The organism is Devosia sp. (assembly GCF_028290645.1).
Classification (GTDB): Bacteria; Pseudomonadota; Alphaproteobacteria; order Rhizobiales; family Devosiaceae; genus Devosia_A.
On sequence record NZ_JAQGJL010000155.1, the window covers coordinates 1 to 3,217 of the forward strand.

Annotated in this window: 4 protein-coding genes and 1 pseudogene; 1 reads left to right on the forward strand and 4 read right to left on the reverse strand. The window is 62.3% G+C overall.

Annotated features, from left to right (window positions below):
• On the forward strand, nucleotides 1–627 hold a 627-nt coding region (locus tag JWQ89_RS08975; RefSeq protein ID WP_299640254.1), incomplete at its 5' end, for an ATP-binding protein.
• 72 nt (nucleotides 628–699) lie between these two features.
• Here JWQ89_RS08975 and JWQ89_RS08980 read toward each other — a convergent pair.
• The 4 genes and pseudogenes from JWQ89_RS08980 to JWQ89_RS08995 form a co-directional block, all read right to left on the reverse strand.
• A complete protein-coding gene (locus JWQ89_RS08980) occupies nucleotides 700–891 on the reverse strand; it encodes a hypothetical protein (RefSeq protein WP_299640256.1) in 192 nt (63 codons plus the stop codon).
• A 726-nt stretch (nucleotides 892–1,617) separates the two neighbouring features.
• Nucleotides 1,618–2,079 carry a hypothetical protein gene (locus tag JWQ89_RS08985; protein WP_299640257.1) on the reverse strand — a complete coding sequence of 154 codons (462 nt, stop codon included), beginning with the start codon at nucleotides 2,077–2,079 and terminating at the stop codon, nucleotides 1,618–1,620.
• A gap of 324 nt (nucleotides 2,080–2,403) precedes the next feature.
• Nucleotides 2,404–2,589 (reverse strand): hypothetical protein, encoded by a 186-nt coding sequence (locus JWQ89_RS08990; RefSeq protein ID WP_299640259.1) that lies wholly within the window; start codon nucleotides 2,587–2,589, stop codon nucleotides 2,404–2,406.
• Nucleotides 2,590–2,597: 8 nt separating this feature from the next.
• Nucleotides 2,598–3,217: pseudogene (locus JWQ89_RS08995) on the reverse strand (hypothetical protein); the annotation flags it as partial.

The window sequence follows — 3,217 nt, forward strand, 5'->3', positions numbered from 1 at the left end:
TCGTTGCTGGCCAACGCGTCGCACGAGCTGCGCTCGCCATTGACGCGCATCCGCATGGGGCTCGAGCTGATGGGCGAGCGGCCCACGGCCGGCGCACGCGACGAGATCTCGCGCAACATCGGCGAGCTCGACCAGCTGATCGACGAGATCCTGCTGGCCAGCCGACTCGATGCCAAGGAAGCCGACATGGGCACCGTCGAGACCGTCGACCTGACCGGCCTCGCCGCCGAGGAATGCGCACGCGCCGATGCCGAACTCGACGTGGCCGAGAACACCGACAGCGACGTGCTCACGGTACGCGGCGTGCCGCGCCTGCTGCGCCGCGCGATCCGCAACCTGCTCGAGAACGCGCGCCGCTATGGCGCCGGCCAGACCAGCGTCGAACTCGGCAGCCGCGCCGGCCTGGCGGAGATCCGCGTCAACGACCGCGGGCCCGGCGTGCCGGCCGCGCTGCGCGAACGCATCTTCGAGCCCTTCTACCGGCTGCCCGGTGCCAGCGAACGCAATGGCGGCGTCGGGCTCGGGCTGGCGCTCGTGAAGTCGATTGCGGAGCGGCATGGGGGCAGCGTGCGCTGCCAGGATCGTCCGGGCGGCGGGGCGAGCTTCGTGATCACCTTGCCGCGCTAGACGGCAGCGCACAGGCGCTCTCACGCTTGCAAGACCGACAAGAACACTGTCCGTCATAGCGCCTAACGAAGGCTACTTGGCCGCGATAAATCCGAACATCGTAGGCTCCACATGCCCAAAGCCCAGGGCCGCGAGATCCGAGTTCATTGAGGGTCGGTGTTGAGCGCCGAACACCAGAAGTGATTGATAGCCTTCTGCCTGCGCGTCTTCATTGAAGTGATCGTCCAGTGAGAAGAAGATCCGCACTGCAGCGGTCTCCAACATGCCAGGCTCTTGAACAGCAGGACGCTGTCGATGTTCATGATCAATACGACAGTGGATGCCATCTTGAGCAGGGGTGGTCCGGCCTCTTGGTCACGGCGAGAACCCATCTGGGCTGCTCATGCCGAAGGCAGAGTAAGTCCGTTTAAGCCAGACCTTCTCAAGAGTTGCATACAGCAGGACCGTACTCCCCTTTTGATACAACAATCTGCACTCCGTGTTGTTGCGATCAGGGTCCAGATATGCGTGAGCTGGCGACTTGTTGGTGGCGAGTGCTTGCAACTGCGCTGCAAGTTTTCGTGACTCTTCCGCAGAGACGCACCAATCGAACGACTTGCCGAGACGACCAAAGCTCCCGCTTTCGGTTGTAGGTGTCAGCGACAAGCCAACGTCTGCCAGCCTGACTCTAGGCGAAAACGCAAGATCGACTTGGCGATGCTCACTATCCACGGCAACACGCATATTGGACACAGGGCCTTCGGATCTGAGAACTTCGGGGAATTTCCGCCGGCGTATGCAAATCGATTCCAGCCGCCATCGAGCCCGATCGGATCACCCTGTATATATAGCGTCCAGTGGTCGGGCTATAGCTCCGGAAGTAGTTGTAGAGATGTACTGCGTGCTGCCCGTGCTGCGGGCCCCACCGGTGCCCGTCTCCGCAATCAGGTTGCTGTTCTCGTCGTAGGTAAAACCAAAGCCCAGCTTCTCTGCATCGGTCGTACTCGGTCCTCACAACTGTGTGAAGAAGCCGATCAGGCTCTGCATGAAGCCCGGATCGCTCTCGTTGCCTTGACTGGGCGGGTACAGCGGCTCGGTCTTGAAGACGCGTTGGCCGAGCGCGTTGTGGGCGTAGCGCGTGGTCGGGGAGTTGTCGGTGGCGCCAGTGGTCACGTCGCTCAGGCGCCCCTCGGCGTTGTAGCTGTAGCTTCGCAGGCCATCGCTGGTCAGGTCGCCGTTGGCGTTGTAGCAGTAGGTCACATTCGTGGTCGCACCGGCCTGCGTCTGCGTGAAGCCGGTGAGATGGTTGCCCGATCCGGCCACGCTGTAGCTGCGGCCGGTGCTGCTGCCGCCCACCGTCCTCGTGCTGCTGGTGCGGTTGCCATTGGCGTCATAGCCGAAGCTGGCGGTCTCCCCCGTGGCATTGAAGCCGGTGATGCGCCCCACGGCGTCATAGCCCACGTTCCAGCTCATGGTGGCGCTGGTAATGGTGCTGTGTGTGGGTCGGTATCGGCGGGCTGGAAGAGCTGCTGCGTCAGGCCTTCTCCGCCAGTGATCGCGAAGCAGCCCGAACCGACCCGTTATCTGCCAGCGTGTCGAGGATCGCTCCGAACCCCACGGTGGATTGGTTGGCGAGGGTGCAGACCCACTTGTCGAAAGTCGACAACTCGTCAAAGGCCGCGACGCCGAAGTGAAACTGCTGCTGGGCGTCAATGCGAACGACCGCGCGTTGATGGCGCCTGCCGACAGGGGGAAAGCTGCCGAGCCCTTAGACCCTCTACCAAGGCGGACTTGAAATCAATCTCGCTGCGATTTCACCAGTTCAGTCAAGAGCTGAGCTAGCGCAAGCGCTTCGCGCTCGCTTAGTTCGACGGGATCATGGTTCTTGCTTCGAACCTTTAAGCAGATTGCCCCGCCCGGATCAACCCAAACATCAATCTCGCCATCAGCGACTTCGTGGATTCTTGGTTTCTCTTCGCTCATAGCGCACCTCAAGGTTTGATCGGAAAATGCGGGTCATTGCCCGCGAGCGGATCGCGAATCTTATTGCCGTTGTCGTCATATCCATGAACGTGTGGATCCGCCGCCCTGGGATTGTTGTATGGCTGGCCTGTCCTCGGGTCGACATGCCCCGGATCTATGCGCATACGCTCGAGCGTGAAGGTGCCGGATTCGCCGCGGTTGTTGCGCCAGCCTGTCAGACGATGAGCGGCGTCGTAGGTGTAGCTCAGGACCAGCCCCGTGGGGAGAGTCAGTGTGTCCAGCAGGCCGGTGGCGGCGTAGGTGAAGGCAGTGGTCTGCCGGCCATTGACGGTTCGGGTGAGGAACCGGCCACGCAGATCCCAGGTGTAGATGATGAAGAGGCCGTTCGGCAGGACGGTTGCCGTCATTCGATTGGCGCTGTCGTAGCCGTAGCGTGTCTGGTCGCCCAGGGCGTCGATGGACTTGACCATGTTGCCGCGCGCGTCGTACTCCAAGCGCGCAACGCCGCCATTGGGGGCGGTTTCGGTGGCGGCGAGACCCTGGGGGTTCCAGGTCCATTGCCAGGTGCGCGTGGTGTGGGGCGACGAGGAGGTGTCGGTGATCGCTTGGGATAGGACGTTGCCCTTGT